At 59.5% G+C, this 22,127-nt stretch carries 23 protein-coding genes; 20 read left to right on the forward strand and 3 right to left on the reverse strand.

Annotation, left to right across the window (positions count from 1 at the left end; translation table 11 throughout):
* Window positions 1-50: 50 nt before the first annotated feature.
* From FHS64_RS07530 to FHS64_RS07570, 9 genes are read left to right on the forward strand one after another with little or no spacing between them, the layout of a single operon-like run.
* The gene (locus tag FHS64_RS07530; RefSeq protein WP_167177324.1) at window positions 51-677 is read left to right on the forward strand and encodes an NADH-quinone oxidoreductase subunit J; all 627 of its coding nucleotides are present in this window, start codon (window positions 51-53) and stop codon (window positions 675-677) included.
* Window positions 677-985, forward strand: coding sequence for an NADH-quinone oxidoreductase subunit NuoK (nuoK, locus tag FHS64_RS07535; RefSeq protein WP_167177326.1), 309 nt, complete (start codon window positions 677-679; stop codon window positions 983-985). Before FHS64_RS07530 ends, nuoK begins: the two co-directional genes overlap by 1 nt.
* Window positions 986-999: 14 nt before the next feature.
* Window positions 1,000-3,033 (forward strand): NADH-quinone oxidoreductase subunit L, encoded by a 2,034-nt coding sequence (gene nuoL, locus FHS64_RS07540; protein ID WP_341771126.1) that lies wholly within the window; start codon window positions 1,000-1,002, stop codon window positions 3,031-3,033.
* Between the two features lie 5 nt (window positions 3,034-3,038).
* The gene (locus FHS64_RS07545; RefSeq protein WP_167177330.1) at window positions 3,039-4,526 is read left to right on the forward strand and encodes an NADH-quinone oxidoreductase subunit M; all 1,488 of its coding nucleotides are present in this window, start codon (window positions 3,039-3,041) and stop codon (window positions 4,524-4,526) included.
* A 7-nt stretch (window positions 4,527-4,533) separates the two neighbouring features.
* Window positions 4,534-5,976, forward strand: a complete 1,443-nt coding sequence (nuoN, locus tag FHS64_RS07550) for an NADH-quinone oxidoreductase subunit NuoN (RefSeq protein ID WP_167177332.1) — start codon at window positions 4,534-4,536, stop codon at window positions 5,974-5,976.
* Between the two features lie 9 nt (window positions 5,977-5,985).
* A complete protein-coding gene (locus FHS64_RS07555; RefSeq protein WP_167177334.1) occupies window positions 5,986-6,729 on the forward strand; it encodes a biotin--[acetyl-CoA-carboxylase] ligase in 744 nt (247 codons plus the stop codon).
* Window positions 6,726-7,532: a type III pantothenate kinase gene (locus FHS64_RS07560; protein WP_167177761.1), complete on the forward strand. Its 807-nt coding sequence runs from the start codon at window positions 6,726-6,728 to the stop codon at window positions 7,530-7,532. Before FHS64_RS07555 ends, FHS64_RS07560 begins: the two co-directional genes overlap by 4 nt.
* 7 nt (window positions 7,533-7,539) lie before the next feature.
* On the forward strand, window positions 7,540-9,213 hold the full coding sequence (locus FHS64_RS07565; protein ID WP_167177336.1) for a ribonuclease J: 1,674 nt from the start codon (window positions 7,540-7,542) through the stop codon (window positions 9,211-9,213).
* Window positions 9,213-9,551 (forward strand): DUF3088 family protein, encoded by a 339-nt coding sequence (locus FHS64_RS07570; RefSeq protein WP_167177338.1) that lies wholly within the window; start codon window positions 9,213-9,215, stop codon window positions 9,549-9,551. Before FHS64_RS07565 ends, FHS64_RS07570 begins: the two co-directional genes overlap by 1 nt.
* A 9-nt stretch (window positions 9,552-9,560) precedes the next feature.
* Here the strand turns inward: FHS64_RS07570 and FHS64_RS07575 are convergent, their stop codons facing one another.
* Window positions 9,561-9,917: a 5-carboxymethyl-2-hydroxymuconate Delta-isomerase gene (locus FHS64_RS07575; protein ID WP_167177340.1), complete on the reverse strand. Its 357-nt coding sequence runs from the start codon at window positions 9,915-9,917 to the stop codon at window positions 9,561-9,563.
* Window positions 9,918-10,002: 85 nt separating this feature from the next.
* Here FHS64_RS07575 and FHS64_RS07580 point away from each other — a divergent pair, with 85 nt between their 5' ends.
* The 7 genes from FHS64_RS07580 (at window position 10,003) to argC (ending at window position 15,985) form a co-directional block, all read left to right on the forward strand.
* Complete coding sequence (locus FHS64_RS07580; RefSeq protein ID WP_167177342.1) at window positions 10,003-10,275, forward strand: DUF1467 family protein; 273 nt, start codon at window positions 10,003-10,005, stop codon at window positions 10,273-10,275.
* Between the two features lie 92 nt (window positions 10,276-10,367).
* Window positions 10,368-11,684 carry a proline--tRNA ligase gene (gene proS, locus FHS64_RS07585; protein WP_167177344.1) on the forward strand — a complete coding sequence of 439 codons (1,317 nt, stop codon included), beginning with the start codon at window positions 10,368-10,370 and terminating at the stop codon, window positions 11,682-11,684.
* Window positions 11,681-13,009 carry a lipoprotein-releasing ABC transporter permease subunit gene (locus FHS64_RS07590; RefSeq protein ID WP_167177345.1) on the forward strand — a complete coding sequence of 443 codons (1,329 nt, stop codon included), beginning with the start codon at window positions 11,681-11,683 and terminating at the stop codon, window positions 13,007-13,009. Before proS ends, FHS64_RS07590 begins: the two co-directional genes overlap by 4 nt.
* A complete protein-coding gene (locus tag FHS64_RS07595; RefSeq protein WP_243862853.1) occupies window positions 13,002-13,745 on the forward strand; it encodes an ABC transporter ATP-binding protein in 744 nt (247 codons plus the stop codon). The genes FHS64_RS07590 and FHS64_RS07595 overlap by 8 nt, the downstream gene beginning before the upstream one ends.
* Window positions 13,746-13,936: 191 nt before the next feature.
* The gene (gene rplM, locus FHS64_RS07600) at window positions 13,937-14,413 is read left to right on the forward strand and encodes a 50S ribosomal protein L13 (RefSeq protein WP_167177349.1); all 477 of its coding nucleotides are present in this window, start codon (window positions 13,937-13,939) and stop codon (window positions 14,411-14,413) included.
* A 2-nt stretch (window positions 14,414-14,415) separates the two neighbouring features.
* Window positions 14,416-14,901, forward strand: coding sequence for a 30S ribosomal protein S9 (gene rpsI / locus FHS64_RS07605; RefSeq protein WP_167177351.1), 486 nt, complete (start codon window positions 14,416-14,418; stop codon window positions 14,899-14,901).
* A gap of 148 nt (window positions 14,902-15,049) precedes the next feature.
* Window positions 15,050-15,985 carry an N-acetyl-gamma-glutamyl-phosphate reductase gene (argC, locus tag FHS64_RS07610; RefSeq protein WP_167177353.1) on the forward strand — a complete coding sequence of 312 codons (936 nt, stop codon included), beginning with the start codon at window positions 15,050-15,052 and terminating at the stop codon, window positions 15,983-15,985.
* Between the two features lie 73 nt (window positions 15,986-16,058).
* Here argC and cobS read toward each other — a convergent pair whose 3' ends face one another.
* Window positions 16,059-17,060: a cobaltochelatase subunit CobS gene (gene cobS, locus FHS64_RS07615; RefSeq protein ID WP_167177355.1), complete on the reverse strand. Its 1,002-nt coding sequence runs from the start codon at window positions 17,058-17,060 to the stop codon at window positions 16,059-16,061.
* 61 nt (window positions 17,061-17,121) lie between these two features.
* Window positions 17,122-17,793 (reverse strand): J domain-containing protein, encoded by a 672-nt coding sequence (locus FHS64_RS07620; protein ID WP_167177357.1) that lies wholly within the window; start codon window positions 17,791-17,793, stop codon window positions 17,122-17,124.
* Window positions 17,794-17,839: 46 nt separating this feature from the next.
* Between FHS64_RS07620 and FHS64_RS07625 the strand changes: the two genes are divergently transcribed.
* From FHS64_RS07625 to FHS64_RS07640, 4 genes are all read left to right on the forward strand, one after another.
* A complete protein-coding gene (locus FHS64_RS07625) occupies window positions 17,840-18,145 on the forward strand; it encodes a BolA family protein (protein ID WP_167177359.1) in 306 nt (101 codons plus the stop codon).
* 87 nt (window positions 18,146-18,232) lie between these two features.
* Window positions 18,233-20,050 carry an ATP-binding protein gene (locus tag FHS64_RS07630; protein ID WP_167177361.1) on the forward strand — a complete coding sequence of 606 codons (1,818 nt, stop codon included), beginning with the start codon at window positions 18,233-18,235 and terminating at the stop codon, window positions 20,048-20,050.
* Window positions 20,051-20,117: 67 nt separating this feature from the next.
* Entirely contained in the window at window positions 20,118-21,053 is a 936-nt protein-coding gene (locus FHS64_RS07635) for a mechanosensitive ion channel family protein (RefSeq protein WP_167177363.1), read from the forward strand.
* 5 nt (window positions 21,054-21,058) lie between these two features.
* Window positions 21,059-22,075, forward strand: coding sequence for a beta-eliminating lyase-related protein (locus tag FHS64_RS07640; RefSeq protein WP_167177365.1), 1,017 nt, complete (start codon window positions 21,059-21,061; stop codon window positions 22,073-22,075).
* The last annotated feature ends 52 nt before the right edge of the window (window positions 22,076-22,127 follow it).

Genomic DNA, 22,127 nt, shown 5'->3' on the forward strand with positions numbered 1-22,127 from the left:
TTCGGACCGTCGTCTGAACCATTGGTTTTGAAGGGGGCGTCGTCCCGCACATGCTGCAAGGCCTGGCCTTCTATATTTTGGCAACGATTGCTGTGGTGTCCGGCCTGTTGGTCGTGACCGCGCGTAGTCCTGTCCATTCCGTTCTCTGGCTGATCCTGACCTTCTTCTCGGCAGCCGGTCTTTTTGTTCTGCTCGGTGCCGAATTCCTCGCCATGTTGTTGGTGGTGGTTTACGTCGGCGCGGTCGCGGTTCTGTTCCTGTTCGTCGTGATGATGCTGGATGTTGACTTCGTGCGCCTGCGCGAAGGCTATGCGCGCTATCTGCCTCTGGCCGGTATCGTGGCGATTATCCTGCTGGCCGAGATGATCATGGTTTCGCTGGCTGTTGTGCAGGGCGGCGCTGCCAGTGCTGCACTGGCTCCGGCGGCACTGCCGGAAGGCGTCAGCAACACCCAGAGCATCGGTCGTGTTCTGTACACCGACTACATCTATTTCTTCCAGGCTGCGGGTATCGTCCTGCTGGTGGCCATGATCGGCGCGATCGTTCTGACGCTGCGCAAGCGTGACGGTGTTCTGCGTCAGGATCTGGCTGCTCAGGCAAACCGTCGCCGCGTGGATGCCGTTGAAATCAAGTCGGCCACTACGGGTGCTGGCGTGAAACCCGAGGAGCTTCTGTGATGGAAATCGCTCTGGCGCACTATTTGGCCGTAGGAGCCATGCTGTTCACCATTGGCGTGTTCGGCATCTTCGTGAACCGCAAGAACATCATCGTCATCCTGATGTCGATCGAGATGATCCTGCTGGCCGTGAATATCAACTTCGTCGCTTTCTCGCGCTACCTCGGCAATGTCGAAGGTCAGCTGATGGCGATCTTTGTACTGACTGTTGCGGCTGCTGAAGCGGCTGTCGGTCTGGCTATTCTCGTGACCTTCTTCCGTAACCGCGGCGATATCGCTGTGGACGACGCCTCTGTGATGAAGGGTTGATTGGAACCGTGACTATCCAAACTCTCGTCACTATCGGTATTTTCGCCCCGCTGGTCGGCGCGGCGATTGCCGGCTTCTTCGGACGCCGGATCGGCGACATTGCCTCTCAGGCAGTGACGACCGGCCTGCTGTTCGTTTCGTGCATTATCTCGTGGATCGTGTTCAGCCAGTGGACGTGGGGCGGGCTGGAAGCCTTCACCATCAAGCTGCTGCCGTTCATCCATGTTGGTGACTTTGTTTCTAACTGGTCGATCCGTATCGATGCCATGTCGGCGACCATGCTGATCGTGGTGACCAGCGTCTCGGCGCTCGTTCACCTCTACAGCTGGGGCTATATGAAGGAGGACGACAGCCGTCCGCGCTTCTTTGCCTATCTGTCGCTGTTCACCTTCATGATGCTGTCTCTGGTGACGGCCGCTGACTTCCTGCAGATGTTCTTCGGCTGGGAAGGCGTGGGTCTGGCCTCGTATCTGCTGATCGGCTTCTGGTACAAGAAGGACACCGCATCGGCGGCCGCCATCAAGGCGTTCGTCGTCAACCGCGTGGGTGACTTCGGTTTCCTGCTCGGCATGATGACCGTCTTCTGGATGTTCGGCACGATCGAGTTTGCCAAATTCTTCCCGCTGATCGCGGACAAGGCTGGCACCGGTTGGGAATTCCTCGGCTATACGTGGTCGGCTCTGGACCTTGCGGGTCTGCTGCTGTTCATCGGCGCGATGGGCAAGTCGGCCCAGTTCTTCCTGCACACCTGGCTGCCGGACGCGATGGAAGGCCCGACCCCTGTGTCGGCTCTGATCCACGCGGCAACCATGGTGACCGCAGGCGTCTATATGGTCTGCCTGCTGTCGCCGCTCTATGAGCATGCTCCGGTTGCAAGCCAGTTCATCACTGTCATCGGTGGCATTACGGCGATCTTCGCTGCGACCGTCGGCATGATGCAGAACGACATCAAGCGCGTGATCGCGTACTCGACCTGCTCGCAGCTCGGCTACATGTTCTTCGCTGCTGGCGTCGGTGCCTATCAGTCGGCCATGTTCCACCTGTTCACGCACGCCTTCTTCAAGGCTCTGCTGTTCCTCGGTGCCGGTTCGGTCATCCACGGCATGCACCACGAGCAGGACATGCGTAAGATGGGCGGTCTGTGGAAGCTGCTTCCGGTGACCTATGCCACCATGATGATCGGCACGATTGCCATCACGGGTCTGGGCATTCCGGGTATCGGCGGCTTTGCGGGCTTCTACTCCAAGGACTCGATCCTCGAGAGCGCCTTCGCTTCGGCCTCTTCGGGCCACGCCGTCTTCGGTATGTTCGCCTTCGTGATCGGTCTGTCGGCCGCTCTGCTGACGGCCTACTATTCGTGGCGTCTGGTCTTCATGACCTTCCACAACAAAGCACAGTGGAAGGAAGAGGAGGGCGCTGCCCACCACGACGCCCACGCTCATGATGACCACGCTCACGACGACCACCACCACGGCCCGCTGCAACCGCACGAAAGCCCGTGGATCATGGTTGTGCCGCTGCTGCTGCTGTCGATTGGTGCTGTGTTTGCAGGTATGATCTTTGCGCCGCACTTCATCGGTCACCATGAAGCCGAGTTCTGGCGTGGTGCCATCTTCACCGCCGAGGCGAACCATGTGCTGCACGACAGCCACAGCGTTCCGACCTGGGTGAAGTGGGCTCCGCTGATCGTAACCCTGCTGGGTACGTTCATCGCCTACTGGCTGTATGTCGTGAAGGAAGGTGCCGCCAAGGAAATGGCTGCCAAGAAGGGGCCGCTGTACACCTTCCTCTACAACAAGTGGTACTGGGACGAACTTTACAATGTCACCTTCGTTAAGGGCACCAAGGCTCTGGGCGACTTCTTCTGGAAGATCGGTGACGTGAAGATCATCGACGGTCTGGGTCCGAACGGCGCGGCATGGGCCTCGCTTAAGTCGGCCGGTTGGCTGTCGCGCTTCCAGTCCGGTTTCGTTTACTTCTATGCATTCGTGATGCTGATTGGTGTGGCCGCGTTCCTCGCCTTCGCCATCTTCACGTGGGGAGCCTGAACCTCGTGCCTCACATTCTGAGCATCGTTACCTTCCTTCCGCTTCTCGGGGCTGCGGCGATTATCGCCGCCAGCCTGCTGATCAAGGGCGACAAGGAAGCCGCAGCACCCGCCGCACGCTGGATTGCCCTTGGCACCACGTTGGTGGTTCTGGCTGTATCCGTCCTGCTGACGGCCCAGTTCGACCCTTCGAACACGGCTTATCAGTTCGTTGAACACATGCCTTGGTTTGCGGGTGCCGCTTACCATCTGGGCGTGGATGGTGTGTCCATCCTGTTCGTGCTGCTGACCGCCTTCCTGATGCCGATCTGCGTGATCGCCAGCTGGAAATCGATCGAGCATCGCGTCGTGGAATACATGGTGGCGTTCCTTGTTCTGGAAACGCTGGTCATTGGCGTGTTCACCGCGCTGGACCTGTTCCTGTTCTACGTCTTCTTCGAAGGCACTCTGGTTCCGATGTTCCTCATCATCGGTATCTGGGGTGGTGCGAACCGTATCTACGCTTCGTACAAGTTCTTCCTCTACACCCTGCTGGGTTCGGTTCTGATGCTGCTGGCCATGCTGTGGATGGCGCACGAAACCGGCACCACCAGCATTCCTGATCTGAAGAACTACGAGTTTGGCGCACAGGCACAGACCCTGCTGTGGCTGGCCTTCTTCGCCTCGTTCGCGGTGAAGATGCCGATGTGGCCGGTCCACACCTGGTTGCCGGATGCCCACGTTCAGGCACCGACCGCCGGTTCGGTTATTCTGGCCGGTATCCTGCTGAAGCTGGGTGGCTACGGTTTCATCCTGTTCAACCTGCCGATGTTCCCGCTGGCTTCGGAAATGTTCACCCCGCTGGTGTTCGCCCTGTCGGTGATCGCCGTGGTTTACACCTCGCTGGTGGCGTTCCGTCAGACCGACATCAAGAAGCTGATCGCCTATTCGTCGGTCGCACACATGGGCTTCGTGACCATGGGCATCTTCGCCGGTAACGAAACCGGTGTTCAGGGTGCCGTGTTCCAGATGCTCAGCCACGGTCTGATCTCGGGCGCGCTCTTCCTCTGCGTTGGCGTTGTCTATGACCGCATGCACACCCGTGAAATCGCCTTCTACGGCGGTCTGACGGCGCGCATGCCTTGGTATGCTGCCATCTTCCTGATGTTCACCATGGCCAATGTCGGCTTGCCGGGCACTTCGGGCTTTGTTGGTGAAGTGCTGACCATGACTGGTGCCTATCAGGTCTCGACCTGGACGGCCCTGATTGCGGCCTCGGGTGTGATCTTCTCGGCTGTTTACGCCCTGACGCTGTTCCGCAACGTCATGTACGGCCCGATCACCAATCCGGCGCTGGAAAGCATCACCGATATCGACAAGCGCGAACTGCTTCTGTTCGTGCCGCTGATCATCGGCACCATCGGCCTCGGCCTCTATCCGAACGCCATTCTGGACATCACCGGCCCGTCCGTTGAAGCCCTGACCACCGCCTATCGCGCAGCAATCGGCGGGTGAGAGAACTATGACTGATCTGTCTTCAGCACTCCAACTGGCCGCCCCCGAGGTAACACTCGCGGTCGGCGGCCTGGTCCTCCTCATGATCGGCGCTTTCGCCGGCGAGAAGGCCACGCGTCTGGTTTCCGGCCTGTCGGTTCTGTTGCTTTTGGTCGCAACGGCACTGACGGTCACCGGCCCATTGGGTCTGGCTTTCGGCGGTACCTATATCGCCGATCCGCTGTCCGTTTATGGCAAGGCGCTTATCTTCCTGTCCTCGGCTGTGGCTATCATCCTCGGTGATGGCTGGATGCACCGTAACAAGATTGCCAAGTTCGAATATCCGGTTCTGATCGTACTGGCTTCGGTCGGTATGGGCATGATGGCGTCGTCGGGCGATCTGATCTCGCTCTATATCGGCATCGAGATGCACTCGCTGGCCCTGTACGTTCTGGCCGCCTATCGTCGTGACAGCCTTGTCGCCTCGGAAGCGGGCCTGAAGTATTTTGTGCTAGGCGCGCTGTCGTCGGGCATCCTGCTTTATGGTGCCAGCCTGATCTACGGTTTCGCCGGTTCGATGAAGTTCGACGAAATCGCCGCCTTTGCCTCGAACAATCCGGGTCCGGGCCTGATCTTCGGCATGGTCTTCCTGATCGCCGGTCTGGCGTTCAAGGTTTCGGCAGCGCCGTTCCACATGTGGACGCCTGACGTGTATCAGGGCGCTCCGACCCCGGTTGTGGCCCTGTTTGCCACGGCCCCGAAGGTCGCGGCCATGATCCTGATCGCTCGCGTTCTGATCGACGGCTTTAACCTTGCGCACTTCCAGTGGGCACAGGTCATCATCCTGATCTCGCTGATCTCGTTTGCCGTGGGTGCCTTCGGCGGCCTGATGCAAAAAGACATCCAGCGCCTGCTGGCCTATTCGTCGATCATCAATATCGGCTATGCCCTGCTGGGTGTTGCTGCGGGTACAGAGCTTGGCGTTCAAGCCATGCTGATGTTCATGACCCTGTATGTCATCGACCAGTTCGGCTTCTTTGCTGTCCTGCTGTCGCTGAGCCGCAATGGTCGTCCGATCCGCAACATCTCCGATCTGGCTGGTCTGAAGCAGGACCGTCCGGTTACGGCGATTGCCTTGACCATCCTGTCGCTGTCGGCAGTCGGCATTCCGCCGCTGTCGGGCTTCTGGGGCAAGTTCTACGTCTTCGGTGCGGCAGCTGATGCCGGTTACTGGATGGCTGGTGTTGCCGGTCTGGTGGCTTCGGTTGTGGCGGCCTTCTACTATCTGCGCCTCATCAAGATGATGTGGTTCGATGCTCCGGCAACGGAAGTGAAGACCGACAAAGCCCCGCTGGAAGCCCAGTGGATCGCTTGGGCTGCTGCAGCCTTTGCCTTCCCTGTCGTGATCGTCGCTCTCGCATGGCTGGAGCCGCTGACCAAGGCTGCGGCCGCTGGCGTAGGCGTAGGTTAAGGAGCCTTGGTGGCTCCGGTTCTGATCCTAAGGGAGACCGACTCGACCAATCTCGAAGCACGGAGACGTGCAGAGGAGGGCGAGTTCGGTCCCCTGTGGATTGCAGCCAAACACCAAACAGCCGGTCGCGCCCGCAGGGGGCGCGGCTGGGATCTGGATACGGGCAATCTGGCCCAGACCCTGCTTCTCAAGCTCGACAAGACGCCTTTCGAAGCCTCGCAGCTGACCTTTGTCGCCGCGCTGGCGGTGTACGATCTTGTCGCCCGCTATGTCCCGCCCAGCCTGCTTACGATCAAATGGCCCAATGACGTCCTGTTGGATGGCAAAAAGGTCAGCGGTATCCTGCTGGAAAGCGGATCTGCGCCCGAGGGTGGCTTGTGGCTGGCAGTCGGTATCGGCGTAAATCTTCAAGCGGCACCTACAGGCACAGAGCGTCCGGCCACATGCGTTGCCGATCATCTGGGCACCGGCCACATCTTTGCCCCTACGATTGAAGAAGCCGGTCAGGCACTGGCCGAAATCTTCGACCACTGGTTGGTCCTGTGGCAGACACAGGGCTTTGACGGTGTGCGTCAGGCATGGGTTTCACGCACGCCGGGCCTGTTTGGCCCCTGTATTGCCCGATTGCCGAATGAAACTCTGGAAGGTACCGCCAACGGTATCGAACCGGATGGTTCTTTGCGGTTGAAGCTGGCAGACGGAAGCGTGCGTATAATCTCGGCAGGCGATGTGTTTTTCGGAGAGAATGGCTGATGCTGCTGGCGATTGAACAGGGCAACACCAATACGCTGTTTGCGGTCCATGACGGTAACGAATGGATCGCCCAGTGGCGTACGGCGACCGAAGCCACGCGCACGGCAGACGAATATGCTGTCTGGCTGCATCAGTTGTTTGAACTGATGAGCGCCAAGACCGGCAATCGTCTGGCTATGACCGATATGGACGGCTGCATTATTTCGTCGGTCGTGCCCCAGTCGATCTTCAATCTGCGCAACCTGTCGCGCCGCTATCTTGAGGTCGAACCTCTGGTGATTGGCGAGAATGCCGAACTGGGTATAGAGGTGCGTATCCCCAAGCCGAGCGAGGCGGGCGCTGACCGTCTGGTGAATGCCATTGGCGCATTGACGGCCTATTCCGGCGACCTTCTGTTGATCGACAGCGGTACAGCCACCACATTCGATATCGTATCGGCCGGTGACACGCCGGGGGCGGGAGCCTTCGAGGGTGGTGTGATCGCGCCGGGGATAAATCTTTCCGTGCAGGCTCTGCACGAAGCGGCAGCGAAACTGCCGCGTATTGCCATTCAACGGCCCTCCGTCGTGATTGGGCGTGACACCGTAACCTCGATGCAATCGGGGGTTTTTTGGGGCTATGTCGGCCTCATTGACGGGCTTGTCACCAGGATCAAGGCAGAGTGGGGACGTCCGATGACCGTCGTAGGAACCGGCGGCGTCGCGTCTCTGTTCGAGGGGGCCAGTACCACTATCGACCGGTTTGATCCGGATCTGACCATCCGCGGCCTTTTGGAAATCTGGCGGCGGAACAACCTCCGTTAAGGACTGTATGACTAACGAAACTCAAAACGAACTCGTCTTCCTGCCGCTTGGCGGGTCGAACGAGGTCGGCATGAACCTCAATGCTTATGGCTTTGGTCCCGAGCACGACCGCAAATGGATCATCGTCGATGTCGGCGTAACCTTTGGCGATCAGTCCACGCCCGGCGTGGATGTGATTGTTCCCGATCCCTCCTTCCTCGAAGGCGAGGAAATCCTCGGTATCGTGCTGACCCACGCGCACGAGGACCATATCGGCGCTCTGGGCTGGCTGTTCGACCGCATCAAGGCTCCGCTTTATGCGACGCCGTTCACGGCCTTCCTGATCCGCGAAAAGCTGCGCGATCACAATCTGGCCGAAGAGGTCGAACTGAACGAGATCGCTCTGGGCGGTACGGTCAATCTTGACCCGTTCGAAGTGACCTATGTCACTATCACCCACTCGATTGCCGAACCGAATGGTCTGGCCATCAAGACCCCGCTGGGCACGGTGCTGCACACGGGTGACTGGAAGATCGACGACGAGCCGGTTGTCGGTGAAAAGACCGACGTGGCCGCCATCACCAAGCTGGGTGATGAAGGCGTGCTGGCCATGGTCTGTGATTCCACGAACGTATTCGTGGAAGGCACAGCCGGTTCCGAAGGTGATGTGGCCAAGCATCTGGCCGACCTGATCGTGCCCTTGAAGGGCCGCGTCGCTGTCGGCTGCTTTGCGTCCAACGTCGCCCGTATGGACAGCGTGATCCGCGCCGCCGAAGCCGCTGGCCGCCGCGTGGCACTGGCCGGTCGTTCGATGCACCGCATCACGGCCGCCGCCAAATCGGTGGGCATGTTGTCGGATGTGCAGCCGTTCCTGTCGGAAGAAGAGGCCAAGATCTGGCCCGCCGACAAGATCCTGTATCTGTGCACCGGCTCGCAAGGCGAGGCGCGTGCGGCTCTGTCACGCGTGGCCGAGGGTACGCACCCGTTCATCAAGCTGGGGCAGGGCGACCACTGCATCTTCTCGTCGCGCGTCATTCCGGGCAACGAATTGCCGATCGCCCGCTTGCAGGACAAGCTGGCCGACCGCGGCGTCAAAATCTACACCGAGCGCGGCTATCCGGGCATTCACGTCTCGGGTCACCCGTGCCGTGACGAACTGCGCCAGATGTATGCATGGGCGCGTCCGAAAATTGCTGTGCCGACCCACGGCCAGCGCCGTCACCTGATCGAGCATGGCCATCTGGCCAAGTCTATCGGCATCGAACAGGTGGTCACACCGCGCAATGGCGACATGGTGCGTCTGGCTCCCGGCTTTGCCGAAATCATCGACGAGGTGCCCGCAGGTCGTCTGTTCGTAGACGGCGGTATTCTGGTCGAGGAACAGGGCGAAGCCCTGCGCGAGCGCCGACATGCTGCCAGCAACGGTATGCTGATCGTGGCCTTTGCACTGGATCGCCGTGGCAAGATGGTCAGCGATATCGACATCCGTTCGGTGGGTCTGCCCGGTAATACAGACCGTCCGCTGGAAGAAGTGCTGGACCATCTGGCCGAGCGCGTCGAAGATACGGTTCGCGGTCTTAAGGGCGAGGCTCTGGAAGACGAAATCGTCATCGAGCAGGCTGTGGCCCGCACGCTGAAAAAGGCCTCGCAAAAGGTCTGGGGCCGTCGCCCCATCGTTGAAACTGTTGTTCTGAGGCTGTGATGGCGGACCGTCTTTATCTCTTGAACCCGGACTGGTTCGACGATCAGGGCGGTCCCTGGTACTGCCCGCCGGGCGCGGTGATCGAAGGGGTGCTGAACCTCTATCCGCGCCTGAAAGACGTGACAGAGGTGATCCGTGTGGATCACCCGCGTCCGCGTGCGGCTGTTGTGGCTGTGGTGGGGGAGGCTGACCAGTCCTGCCCTATGCTGGTGCTGGATGGCCAATTCGACTGGCCCGAGGCTCTGGTCAGTGCCGAAACAGGCGCACGCTATCTGAAAGACGAAGCCATCCTGCCATATTGGGCGGCCCGTTACGGTATCGGCCGCCCGCATCCGTAAATCTGGGGATTAGCCCAACACGTCTTTGCGATAGTTGGGCTTGTCCAGATTGCCGATCTCGACACTGATCTGGCGCGGGCCATCATATTGGATCAGATGTTTGAGCATGGCCTTCTGCACGGCATCGGCTAGAGCGGTCTTTTGCTCCTGAGTGCGCCCGCTGAGGATACGCAGGTCACAGTGGGCCATGGCCTGTTCGGGCGCGCCATCTGCAATAATCAGGTTTTCCACACGCACAACGCGTGTTTTGCAGGACTGAATCGTGGCACCTACGTGGGTGTCGCACAGCTGGTGGATTTCCAGAGCTAGGGCGCGGAAGTCTGTTGTGTCGAAATGGGTGGAGTGTTCCAGCGTAATCTGTGGCATGACGGTCCCTTGACTGAGGTGACCCGTCTTAGGCCCATGGCAGGGATGCGTCACCTGTAGTGATTGTCTATGAGGGATTAAGTCTATGCCGTTGGGTCCATTTACCCTTGTCGCTATCTATCTGACGGCATGGTGGATTGTGCTGTTTGTGATCCTGCCGCTGGGTATGAGCAGCCAGGTTGGCGCGCCGCCGACCGATGGCAGCCAGTGGGGCGCGCCCGCCAATCCGAACCTGAAGAAGAAATTCATCACGACGACCTGGGTCGCTGCCATTGTATGGGTGCTGATCGTCGGCGTGGTGTGGTCGGGTATCATCCCTGTGCCGCAGATTAATCCGGAACAACTTCCGGCTTTGTAATCGCTTCGAATGCCATTTTTCCGCCGGTGTGCGTTGTCATGCCAAAGGCCCAAGGGCTAATCACGCGGACTAGATTTAGGAAAGCCTACCCCATGCGTCTGTCGCGCTATTTTCTGCCGACCCTCAAGGAAGCCCCCTCCGACGCCCAGATCGTGTCGCATCAGCTGATGCTGCGCGCGGGCATGATCAAGCAGGAAGCCGCAGGCATCTATGCCTGGCTGCCGCTGGGTCTGCGCGTGCTGCGCAAGGTCGAGAACATCGTCCGCGAGGAACAAACCCGCGCCGGTGCCGTCGAGCTGTTGATGCCGACGCTGCAACTGGCCGATCTGTGGCGCGAGTCGGGCCGCTATGACGCCTATGGTCCGGAGATGCTGCGTATCACCGACCGTCATGAGCGCGAGCTGTTGTACGGACCGACCAACGAGGAAATGGTCACGGATATCTTCCGTGGCTATGTGAAATCCTACAAGTCGCTGCCGCTGAACCTGTTCCACATCCAGTGGAAGTTCCGCGACGAGCGCCGTCCGCGCTTTGGTGTGATGCGCGGCCGCGAGTTCCTGATGAAGGACGCCTATTCGTTCGACATCGACGAAGCCTCGGCCCGTATCGCCTATAAGCGCATGTTCGCGGCCTATCTGAACACCTTCTCGCGTCTGGGCCTCAAGGCTGTGCCGATGCGCGCCGACACCGGCCCGATCGGCGGCGACCTGTCGCACGAGTTCATCGTTCTGGCCGATACCGGCGAGAGCGAGGTCTTCTGCGACCGTAAACTGGTGGAAATGGCCCCTCCGGGTCACGATCTCAGTGTCGAGCAATTGGAAGGCGTGTTCAACGAGCGCACTGCCCTTTATGCCGCGACCGAAGAAATGCACGACGCGGCCCAGTTCGAAGCCACGACAGCCGAGAGCGACCGCCTGTCGGCGCGCGGTATCGAGGTTGGCCATATCTTCTATTTCGGCACCAAATATTCGGAGCCAATGAAGGCCAAGGTTGCCGGTCCCGATGGCAAGGACACCGAAGTCCACATGGGATCGTACGGCGTCGGCGTTTCGCGTCTTCTGGGCGCGATCATCGAAGCCAGCCATGACGACAGCGGCATCATCTGGCCGGATTCGGTCGCACCGTTCGACGTCTCGGTCATTTCGCTGCGCGCCAGTGACGAAGCCGTTTCGGTAGCGTGTGAAGAGGCGGTCAAGCGCCTCGAAGCCGCTGGCAAAGATGTGCTGTATGACGACACCGACGAGCGTCCGGGCGGCAAGTTCGCCACTGCCGACCTGATCGGTGTGCCGTGGCAACTGGTTATCGGCCCGAAAGGTCTGGCCGATGGCGTGGTTGAACTGAAACGACGTGCGACGGGCGAGAAGCAAACCCTGTCGCTGGATGCTGCTGTGGAGCTGCTGACGAAATGACCGAACAAGCGACCGGATCCGCTCCGTCGCCGGCCCCCGCCGCCGTTTCCGGCAAGCCGTCCGGCCCGTTTTCCTCTTGGGAGATCGGGCTGGCGCTGCGCTACCTCCGTGCCAAGCGCAAGGAGGGCGGGGTGGCCCTGATCGCCATTATCAGCTTCGTCGGCATCATGCTGGCGGTGGCTGTGCTGATTTCGGTCATGAGCATCATGGCCGGATTCCGAGGCACGCTGATGGACCGGATCCTGTCGTTTAACGGGCATATGTATGTGCAGGGGCCGGTTTTATGGGCCGCCGACCGTGACGCCACGGTCAAGCGCATGTCCGACCTGCCGGGCGTGGCGTCGGTCAGCCCCTATACCGAGAACGCGGCCATGTTCCGTGTGGCGGGTATGGCGACGGGCGGCATTGTGCGCGGCGTTCGCCCGCAGGAGCTCGCGGCCAGTAAATATATCTATGAAAGCCTGACCGAAGAGGCCAAGGCCAGCTTCGGCAAGGGCGAATGGGGCGGCGACAAGGTTCTGATCGGCAAGACGCTGGCCAATGAAATGGGCCTTGGCGTCGGTGACCCGATCTCGCTCTATTCCCCGACGGGGGCCGACAGTGCGTTCGGCAATCTGGGCGGTCTGGAGAAAACCTATATCGTTGGCGGCATCTATACGTCCGGCGCATCCGACTATGACCGCGCCTATGTCTTTATGCCGCTGGAACAGGCCCAACTGTTCTTTGGCAAGGACGGCGTCTGGGATGTGATCGAGCTTAAGGTCGATGAACCTGACAAGGTCGAGCAGATGGTCGGGCCGGTGGCCCAAATCGCCGGACCGGGGGCAGTCGTCACCGACTGGCGTAACCGTCAGGCGGCGATCTGGGGCGCACTCAAGGTCGAGCGTGTGGCCATGAGCATCATCCTTGGCATGGTTGTGGCGATTGCAGCGATGAACATCATCAGCGGCATCGTCATGCTGGTGAAGAACAAGACCCGCGACATCGCCATCCTGCGGACCATCGGTGCCAGCCAGTCGTCCATCCTGCGTATCTTCTTCATGTCGGGTGCCGCTATCGGCATCGGCGGCACGATTGCAGGTCTGACGCTGGGGCTGCTGTTCTGTCTGAATATTGGTTCGATCCAGCACTTCCTCGAAGCCTTGCTGGGCGTTCAGCTGTTCAATGCCGACGTCTATATGCTGGATTCCATTCCGGCCGATGTTGACCCGTGGGATGTCACCTGGGTGGCTGTTTTCTCCTTCTTTATGAGCTGCCTCGCCAGCTTGCCGCCGTCGTGGAATGCGTCGCGGATCGATCCGGTGGAGGCTCTTCGCTTTGAATAGGTTGCTGAAGAAAAAGATCGTATCGGCACCGGTGGCAGGGGCACCGACCCTGTCGCTGCGGGGCGTAACGCGGACCTACAAGACCGGACAGGGCGGCCTGACGGTGCTTAAGGGTGTCGATCTGGACATCATGCCGGGCGAGGTGGTTGGTTTGATCGGGCCGTCTGGTTCGGGCAAGTCGTCGCTGCTTCATGCCGCGGGCTTGCTGGAGCATCCGACCACGGGTCAGGTGATGATCGATGGCGAGAATGTCGGTTCGCTGGACGAGCGGGCGCGCACGCGTATCCGTCTGGAACGGATCGGCTTTGTGTACCAGTTCCATCATCTGCTGCCGGAGTTCGATGCCCGCGATAATGTGGCCTTGCCCATGCGTATTGCGGGTATGCGTGAGGCGGAGGCCCGCCAACGGGCTACCGACATGCTGTCGGCCCTCGGCCTTGGCGAGCGCGTCACCCATCAGCCTGCCCAGCTTTCGGGCGGCGAGCAACAACGTGTGGCCATTGCCCGCGCACTGGCCAACAGCCCGCGCTTGCTGCTGGCGGACGAGCCGACCGGCAATCTGGACCCTGTTACCAGCCAGACCGTGTTCGAGGCCCTGCGCCGTCTGGCCAAGGAGGAGGGCGTCGCGGCCCTTATTGCCACGCACAATATGGAACTGGCCGGTCATATGGATCGTGTCTTCGCTTTGAAGGACGGCCATTTGGTCGAACGCAAGGCAGAAAGCCACGCCTGGTAAAGAAGTGCGGTATTTTAATACCAAGTATCGGGTATTTTAATACCAATGCAAATTATTCTAATAAAATCAATATCTTGATGATTTTTCCACAATCCATCTGACATTGACCTTTGGCGCAAGGCACCTTATCAAGCCCGCCAATGTCCAGTCCTTCGGGATACGGACTGTTTTTTGTCTTTAGGACCCTCACAATGCTGAAGAGCACTACGGCTGCACAAAAGCCGGCTGAGGTCGAAAAGAAGTGGATCCATATCGACGCTGAAGGCGTCGTAGTGGGCCGCCTCGCGACCTTCATCGCAAACCGCCTGCGCGGTAAGCACCTGCCGACCTACACCCCGCACGTTGACATGGGCGACTACGTCGTCGTCACCAACGTGGACAAGGTGGTGTTCACCGGCAAGAAGAACACCGACAAGGTTTACTACCGTCACACCGGCCACCCGGGTGGCATCAAGTCGACGACTCCGGAAAAGGTCCTGAACGGCCGCTTCCCGGAACGCGTCCTTGAAAAGGCTGTTGAGCGCATGCTGCCGAAGGAGTCCCCGCTGGCTCGCGCGCAGATGACTCACCTGCGTCTGTTTGCGGGTTCGGAACACGATCACGCAGCCCAACAGCCGACCACCATCGACTTCGCGTCGATGTCGGCCAAGAACACCCGGAGCGCCTGATCATGACTGACGCGATTCAAGAAACCGCCGAAGGCTTTGACGCGCTGAAGGGCCTCGGCACTGTTGCTGAAGCTGTTATCGCCGAGCCGAAGATCGACGCACTGGGCCGTTCGTACTCGACCGGCAAGCGCAAGAACGCTATCGCCCGCGTTTGGGTCAAGCGCGGCACCGGCAAGATCACCGTCAACGGCAAAGAGCTGAACGCCTACTTCGCGCGTCCGGTTCTGCAAATGATGGTGGCTCAGCCGCTGACCGTTTCGGACCGCACCACCCAGTACGACGTCGTCTGCACCGTCACCGGTTCGGGCCTGTCGGGTCAAGCTGGTGCCATCCGTCACGGCCTGTCGCACGCTCTGACTCACTACGAGCCGGAACTGCGCAAGGTTCTGAAGCCGCACGGCTTCCTGACCCGCGACAGCCGCGTCGTTGAACGTAAGAAGTATGGCCGCGCGAAAGCACGCCGTAGCTTCCAGTTCTCGAAGCGCTAATCGCTTTACCGCGATCGGTATTCGGAAGGGGCGTCGCGGAGAAATCCGCGGCGCTCTTTTCTTTTGTGGCCCTTTTCCTTTTGCGAGCAGGGTCTGACAGGATTATTGAAACGCAGCCGGACGTTTCCGGCTTAGGGATCAGAGTGAATTGACACACAGCATCTACATTGACGGCGAGGCCGGTACGACCGGTCTGGAAATCCGCGAACGCCTCGAGGCGCGCAACGACCTGCAACTGATGTTGCTGGGTGATCGACGTCGTGATGTGGAAGCCCGACGCGAGGCGCTGAATAGCGCCGATGCCGTCATTCTGTGCCTGCCGGATGATGCGGCCCGCGAGGCGGTGTCGATGATCGAGAATTCGGCGGTAAAGGTGATCGACGCCTCGACCGCCTATCGCGTTGATCCGGACTGGGTTTATGGCTTTGCCGAGATGGGCGATGGCCAGCGCGAGGCGATTGCTGCTTCGACGCGCGTGTCCAACCCCGGCTGCTATCCGACCGGCTTTATTGCCTTGATGCGCCCGCTGGTGAAGGCCGGTATCGTGCCGGCCCATTATCCGGTCACGGTCAATGCGGTGTCGGGCTATTCCGGCGGTGGCAAGCAGATGATTGCCGAGTTCGAGGCCGAAGGAACGGCCAAGCCGTTCTGGTCATACGGCCTAAGCCTGAAGCACAAGCATGTGCCGGAAATGACCAAGCATACGGGACTGAATCTGCCGGTACTGTTTTCGCCTGCAGTGGGTAATTATCGTCAGGGCATGCTGGTCGAGGTGCCGCTGCATCTGTCGGCCCTGCCGGAAACCCCGTCGGTGGAGCGTATCCACGGCGCACTGGTCGAGGCCTATGCGGGCCAGCGTTTCGTCGAGGTTGCCGATCTGGAAGCGACCGAGGCCATGGGTGGTATCGAGCCTGAAGCTCTGAACGGCACCAATACGGTACGTCTGCATGTGTTTGGCGACCGTGGCGGCGAGCAGGTGCGTCTGGTGGCCATGCTGGACAATCTGGGCAAGGGTGCCTCGGGCGCTGCGGTCCAGAACCTCAACATCATGCTGGGACTGGACGAGGCCATCGGCCTGAAGTGATCTGATCCCGCGTACAAAAAGAAAGCCCCCGATCTGCTGATCGGGGGCTTTTTTGTATCGGACGGGAAGGGGCTTAGCCCACCTTCACGCGCATGGCGGCTTCGGGCAGGTCTTCACCAAAGGCCCGCTGATAGAACTCGGCAATCGTCGGGCGTTCCAGCTCGTCGCACTTGTTCAGGAAGGTCAGGCGGAAGGCCAGACCGATATCGCCGAAAATCTCGACGTTTTGCGCCCATGTGATGACCGTACGCGGCGACATGACGGTGGAGATGTCACCGTTCATGAAGGCGTTGCGGGTCATGTCGGCAACGCGAACCATGGCGGCGATCTTGCGACGGCCTTCTTCGTCCGCATATTGCGGCACCTTGGCAGCGACGATCTCGGTTTCCACGTCGTGATCCAGATAGTTCAACGTGGTGACGATGTTCCAGCGGTCGAGCTGGGCCTGGTTGATCTGTTGGGCACCGTGATAAAGGCCCGTCGTATCGCCGAGGCCGACCGTGTTGGCGGTGGCGAACAGGCGGAAATACGGATGCGGACGAATGACGCGGTTCTGGTCCAGAAGCGTCAGAGCGCCTTGGGCTTCAAGTACGCGCTGGATTACGAACATCACGTCGGGGCGACCCGCATCATATTCGTCGAATACCAGAGCGACGGGGCGTTGCAGCGCCCAAGGCAGGATGCCTTCGCGGAATTCGGTGATCTGTTTGCCGTCTTTCAGGACAATGGCGTCCTTGCCGATCAGGTCGATGCGGCTGACGTGGCTGTCGAGGTTGATGCGCACCAGTGGCCAGTTCAGACGCGCGGCGACCTGTTCGATATGGGTCGACTTGCCGGTACCGTGATAGCCCTGAACCATCACGCGGCGGTCAAAAGCAAAGCCCGCGCAGATCGCAATCGTGGTTTGCGGATCGAACTGGTAGGTGGGGTCGATCTCCGGAACGTGGCTGTCACGCTCGTCGAACATCGGCACTTCCATATCGGAATCGATGCCAAAGACCTCGCGCAGCGTCACCTTGCGGTGCGGGGCGAGGGTCAAAAGGGGATCGGTGGCAACAGCGAGCGGAGAGGTCATACTAGTCCCATAGGGCGGGGAAGGTCATGGCTCAATGGCCAAGACAATAACGGTTCAAATATCAGGCGTACCCAGCTTTTTTAAGCGTCTTATAGGCCTTGATAACGTGCTGTAGCTTGGTCTCGGTCGCACGGTCACCAGCGTTCAAATCGGGGTGGAAGCGTTTCAGCAGCTCGTGATAGCGCGCCTTGACGTCTGCCTTGGTGGCACCGGGTTCCAGACCCAGTTCGCCAATCGCCTGACGCTCCAGCTTGCCCATACGCGCCTCGGCTTCGGACATGACGGGACCGCTGGGCGCAGATTCGTTTACGCGGCGTCCAAATAGGCCATAGCTGTCTTGCCAAGAGCCAGCGGCGGCATGGGCCGCATTGGCGGCAGAACCCGCAGCCTCGCGCGTATTGCGGCTGACCTTCATGTCCCATGTGGGACGGCCACCCGTCATGGCTTCGTTTTCTTGCGCCGCACGAACTTCGCCTTCGGACATGCCGGCATAGAAGTTCCACGCCTTGTTGTACTGGGCCGCGTGGGCTTGGCAGAAATTGTAGAACAGGTTGATCTGCTCGCGCGATTTAGGCGCCTTGGCCGTGGCCGGACGCGAACAATCCGCCCACTCGCACGGTATCTCACCGGGCTTCAAACGCAGGACATCCTTGGCGGCCGCCTCCTCTTCAGGTTTGGGCGGCTTCACCCGGATATCGGTGAAACGGGGTTTGTATTCGAAAGAACCGGACATTGACGCTAGTCTAGGCCTGATTTGTGTTGCTTCAAGGACTTGACCTATGACTGACGGCCCGGTTGCCCGAATTATCCGCCAAAAACTGCAATCCGCGTTATCTCCGCAACGTTTGGAGCTGGAAGATGATAGCTGGCGCCATGCGGGGCACCATCATGAAGGCGGGATGGATGCCAAGCCAGGTGGAGAGACTCACTTCAATCTGGTGGTGGTGAGTGATGCATTTGAAGGCCAGTCGCGTGTAGCCCGACAGCGCATGGTGCAAAAACTGCTGGCTGAAGAATTGGCCGGGCCTGTGCACGCACTTTCAATTAAAGCGCGCACGCCTGCCGAGGCTACAATCTCCGGCTAACGGCGAAATTTCGGATTCACGGTGTCTTAGCGACTTGGCCGTAATGTTGCCACGAAGACATCGCCGTGGGGCAGGGGGCACCATAATATGGTGGGTAGTGGCAGTATCGGACGTGGCCTTGACGGGGATACGCCCGGCTCGGCAGCGCAAGCGCTGAGCGCGATTCTTGAAACACAGTATCTTCGGTACCTGATTATCCTCAGCTGGGGGCTGGCCATGTGCGCGGCTGTCGGCTGGAAGATGGGTCTGGGCTGGCTGGTTGTGACCCTGTTTGCCGGCTTTGTGCGTGGCGCGGCCGAGCGCCGTGCCAGCCGCCGCGAGAAAGAAGACTGGGGCACTGTCTTTCCTGTTGTCGCCACCCTGACCACGGCGGTCTGGGCAACCGCGCCGCTATTGTCGTGGTTCTCGGGAAAGTCATTCGGGCATGAAATGGCGGTGGCGCTGTTGGCGTCCGGCTATCTGCTGGTATTTGCCCAGCTTCGGAATTCGCCGCGTCAGGCCGTGCTGATTTCGTCGCCCTATGGTGGCGCAGCGGCCATTATCGCCATCAGTATGTGGGGAAAACCCGAATTCTGGGCCTTTCTGGCCATGGGGCCGCTCATGCTGGGCGGTTTGTTTGTGCTGGTTTTGATGACCATGCTGCGCGAAGAGCGCATCCATGCGTTTCAGGAACACCAGACCCATCTGATTTCCGAACTTGAAGCCGCGCGCGACAAGGCGGACGCGGCCAATACTGCCAAGTCGAACTTCCTCGGCGTCATATCGCATGAGCTGCGTACGCCTATGAATGGCGTCTTGGGGGCCGCGCAGCTGCTCAGCAGTTCACGTCTGGACCCGCAACAGCGGGAAATGCTGTCGATCATCCGCAATTCCGGCGACAGCCTGTTGTCCTTGCTGAACGATATTCTGGACCTGACCAAGATTGAAGCGGGCAAGATCGCCTTCGAGGTTATCGATATCGACTTGGAAAACCTGCATCAGCGCCTGTTGTCACCGTTTGAGGCACAGGCTCGCGCCAAGGGCTTGAAGGTGATCTCCGAGTTCACAGGGGACATGCCGGCCGTCGTGCGCGGCGACCCTCTGCGGGTGACACAGATATTGTCGAATCTGTTGTCCAATGCGGTGAAGTTCACTGAAAAGGGCGAGATTCGTTATAGCGGGCATGCGCGACGCATTTCCGATCAACGCGTGGCGTTTGAGTTTTCTGTCGGCGATACGGGCAGTGGCATTTCCGAAGACGACATCCAGCGCTTGTTCGAGCCGTTTACGCAGTTCGACAATTCCTCGACGCGCCGTTTTGGTGGCACAGGACTGGGCCTGACCATTTCGCGCCGTCTGGCCAATATCATGCACGGCGATATCCATGTGAAATCCGCCGTGGGACAGGGCTCTACCTTTACACTGGCCGTCGAGGCCGAGGTGGTGCAGTGGTCGCGTGAAATCGAGGAAGGGCCAGCCGCAGTCAGTATTGAAGATGTTTCGGGCCTGAAGGTGTTGGTGGTCGAGGATCACCCCGTAAACCGTATGATCCTCGAGGCATGGATGGGCAGTAATGGCCACGATGCCACCACAGCCGAACATGGGGCCATGGCCGTAGAGATCGCCGCCACGCAAGCTTTTGATCTGATTGTGATGGATGTGAACATGCCGGTGATGGATGGCCTTGAAGCCACGCGCGGTATCCGTACCGGCAGCACCGTCAATGAGGACACGCCTATTATTGTGTTGTCTGCCTCGGCACGGGCGGAGGACCATCAGGCGGGCTTTGCGGCGGGCGCGGATGCCTATCTGAACAAGCCGATTGATTTCCGGCAACTGTCTCAATTTATGAAACAGGCGGCATTGGGCCGGACGGCGTTGCAGTCTCTGACCTCTGCATCTGATCTGGCCTATGTGGCGGCCTGATAGGGCGAATGAAACTTTAGCTCTATCAGATGCTTCCATTCGGCGGCTGAAGCGTTAGCCTGATCCCATGCGTATTAATCTGCCCGCCGCTGAAACCCTTACACCGACCCTGCAAGCGATTGACGGGCGTTTGAGTGCCGATGCTGTCGTCATTGCCAAGGCAATGGACATGCTGGGGGATTTCGCCGTCAATCTGACGATCGCGGCGATTATCTTTGTTGTCACTCTGGTCGCTGCAAAATGGGCCAGCTCGGCGACGCGCAAGATATTGTCGCGGACACGATCGGTTCAGCGCGATCCAACGGTTCTGGGTTTTCTGGTCCAGATCGTTCGGGTGATCGTGATCTTGATCGGCATGATTGCCGTTCTGCAGCGCCTCGGGGTGCAAACAACATCGATCATTGCTGTTCTGGGTGGCGCATCTCTGGCCGTGGGCTTGGCCCTGCAAGGCACACTGTCAAACGTGGCGGCAGGGGTCATGCTGCTGATTTTGCGACCCTACCGCGTTGGCGATGTGATTGATCTGAACGGCGTGGTGGGTTCGGTGCAAAAGCTGACGCTGTTCACCACGGAAATGTCGAATGGTAATAATAACAAGATTATAGTGCCAAATTCTAAGGTTTTGGCCGATGTTATTATCAATCTGAGTGGCCAGCGTACCCGCCGTGTCGAAGTGAAGTTCACTGTGGGATATGGCGAAGACCTGAACCGCGTGCGTCAGGTTCTGGAAGACTGTGCCAAGGCCCATTTCCGCGTACTCAAAGACCCCGAGGTCTGGACGGGTGTGACAGCTCTGCTGGACAGTTCGGTTCAGGTGACCCTGCATTGCTGGGTCCGCTCCGAAGACCATTTCCAAACCACGGCCGACCTAACCCAATCCGGTAAGGAGGCGCTGGATAAGGCAGAGATCGAGATACCTTTCCCTCACCAAGTGTCTCTAAACTATGGGCAGGTAGGCGTCTTGCGTACTGATTCCGAAACCGCTGCTCCCCAGAAAGACTGAGTGCTGTGCGCTACGATTTTGCATCTGATAACACCGCCGGCATGGCTCCATCGGCGCTGAGGGGTTTGGTTGAGGCCAATAGCGGATTTGCGGCGGGCTATGGTGCGGACGAGTACAGCCGCAAGGCCGCAGATGAAATCCGCAAGCTTCTGGATGTGGATGCGGATATTCGGTTCATGTTTACCGGCACGGCGGCCAATTCGATTGCCCTGTCTATGCTGGCCAATCCCTATGAAGCTGTATTGGCGCATCACACGGCGCATGTTTGTACGGACGAAACCGGTGCGCCGGGCTTTTTCGGTCATGGCGTCGGTCTGATTGGCCTGCCGGGCTATTCGGGCAAGATTGACGACGAGAGCCTTTGTGCGGTTCTCGATGAGCCTGTGGTCGGTCATCGCCAGCCACCGGCGGCGCTGACCCTGACGCAGGCCACCGAATACGGCACGGTCTATTCGTTCGAGGAAATGGATCTGCTGATCCGATTGGCGAAAGGGCAGGGCCTGGGCGTGCATGTGGATGGTGCGCGTCTGGCCAATGCGGCAGCGGCCGGATTTGATCCGAAAGCCTTGGGCCGGATGGGCGTCGATATTCTTAGTCTAGGCGGCTGCAAGGCGGGCGCACATGGCGTCGAGGCCTTGGTTATCCTGAACAAGTCGCTTTCATCGCGTCTGGACAATCGTTTGAAACAGGCGGGGCAGACGGCATCCAAAGGACGCTTGCTGGCCGCCCCCATGGGCGAACTGATTGCCAGCGGTGAATGGTTGTCCGGTGCCCGGCACGCCAATGCGATGGCCCAGAAACTGGCCTCGGGTATCGAAGACGACACGCCGTTTGTTCTGGCCCATCCCGTAGAGTCGAACACGGTGTTTGTACGCATGCCGGACGAATCCCTTACCGCTTTGCGGGCGAAGGGGTTTGCGGCCTATGCATTTGATGATGGTTCAGTACGTTTTGTCTGCTCGTGGGCTACAAAGACTGAAGCGGTAGACGAGTTGATTACGGTCTTGGGCCAGCTTGGCTGAAACCCCGCATCCACGCCGAGATGGCGCGGTTAGCGGTTGGAAAGGTACGGAC

The organism is Brevundimonas terrae (assembly GCF_011761985.1).
Classification (GTDB): domain Bacteria; phylum Pseudomonadota; class Alphaproteobacteria; order Caulobacterales; family Caulobacteraceae; genus Brevundimonas; species Brevundimonas terrae.

Bases quoted from the DNA above. Each gene is read 5' to 3' on its own strand.
- rpsI (WP_167177351.1), top strand. From the start codon at position 14,416: ATGACTGACGCGATTCAAGAAACCGCCGAAGGCTTTGACGCGCTGAAG.
- nuoK (WP_167177326.1), top strand. From the start codon at position 677: ATGGAAATCGCTCTGGCGCACTATTTGGCCGTAGGAGCCATGCTGTTC.
- FHS64_RS07625 (WP_167177359.1), top strand. From the start codon at position 17,840: ATGACTGACGGCCCGGTTGCCCGAATTATCCGCCAAAAACTGCAATCC.
- nuoN (WP_167177332.1), top strand. From the start codon at position 4,534: ATGACTGATCTGTCTTCAGCACTCCAACTGGCCGCCCCCGAGGTAACA.
- FHS64_RS07565 (WP_167177336.1), top strand. From the start codon at position 7,540: ATGACTAACGAAACTCAAAACGAACTCGTCTTCCTGCCGCTTGGCGGG.
- cobS (WP_167177355.1), bottom strand. From the start codon at position 17,060: ATGACCTCTCCGCTCGCTGTTGCCACCGATCCCCTTTTGACCCTCGCC.
- rplM (WP_167177349.1), top strand. From the start codon at position 13,937: ATGCTGAAGAGCACTACGGCTGCACAAAAGCCGGCTGAGGTCGAAAAG.
- FHS64_RS07575 (WP_167177340.1), bottom strand. From the start codon at position 9,917: ATGCCACAGATTACGCTGGAACACTCCACCCATTTCGACACAACAGAC.
- FHS64_RS07590 (WP_167177345.1), top strand. From the start codon at position 11,681: ATGACCGAACAAGCGACCGGATCCGCTCCGTCGCCGGCCCCCGCCGCC.
- FHS64_RS07635 (WP_167177363.1), top strand. From the start codon at position 20,118: ATGCGTATTAATCTGCCCGCCGCTGAAACCCTTACACCGACCCTGCAA.
- FHS64_RS07620 (WP_167177357.1), bottom strand. From the start codon at position 17,793: ATGTCCGGTTCTTTCGAATACAAACCCCGTTTCACCGATATCCGGGTG.
- FHS64_RS07580 (WP_167177342.1), top strand. From the start codon at position 10,003: ATGCCGTTGGGTCCATTTACCCTTGTCGCTATCTATCTGACGGCATGG.
- FHS64_RS07630 (WP_167177361.1), top strand. From the start codon at position 18,233: ATGGTGGGTAGTGGCAGTATCGGACGTGGCCTTGACGGGGATACGCCC.
- FHS64_RS07570 (WP_167177338.1), top strand. From the start codon at position 9,213: ATGGCGGACCGTCTTTATCTCTTGAACCCGGACTGGTTCGACGATCAG.
- proS (WP_167177344.1), top strand. From the start codon at position 10,368: ATGCGTCTGTCGCGCTATTTTCTGCCGACCCTCAAGGAAGCCCCCTCC.
- FHS64_RS07530 (WP_167177324.1), top strand. From the start codon at position 51: ATGCTGCAAGGCCTGGCCTTCTATATTTTGGCAACGATTGCTGTGGTG.